This is a genomic window from Campylobacter sp. 2018MI10 (assembly GCF_018501175.1).
Classification (GTDB): Bacteria; Campylobacterota; Campylobacteria; order Campylobacterales; family Campylobacteraceae; genus Campylobacter_E.
On sequence record NZ_JAHCZD010000075.1, the window covers coordinates 1 to 475 of the forward strand.

The window sequence follows — 475 nt, forward strand, 5'->3', positions numbered from 1 at the left end:
CGCTCTGCACTACTCTCCTCCTTGCAAGCTTTGCAGGACATGCCAAAGAGGTCAAAATTGGCATGGCGATTGATGACCTGCGTCTGGAACGCTGGCAAAAAGATCGCGATATTTTTGTTAAAAAAGCGGAATCACTTGGCGCAAGTGTGTTTGTGCAGTCTGCAAATGGCAACGAAGAAACGCAGATGTCGCAAATTGAGAATATGATTAACCGTGGCGTTGATGTACTGGTCATTATCCCTTATAACGGCCAGGTATTAAGCAACGTCGTGAAAGAAGCGAAACAAGAAGGGATAAAAGTCCTGGCCTATGACCGCATGATTAATAATGCGGACATTGATTATTATATTTCGTTCGACAATGAAAAAGTGGGTGAACTGCAGGCCAAAAGTCTGGTTGATAAAGTGCCGCAGGGCAATTATTTCCTGATGGGCGGCTCGCCGGTGGATAACAACGCCAAACTGTTCCGCGAAGG

The 475-nt window shown here is 46.1% G+C and carries 1 protein-coding gene; it reads left to right on the forward strand.

From position 1 onward, the window contains the following. Positions 1–62: 62 nt before the first annotated feature. Positions 63–475 (forward strand): substrate-binding domain-containing protein (locus KJR01_RS09725; protein ID WP_214119035.1); only part of this gene is annotated, 413 nt, incomplete at its 3' end.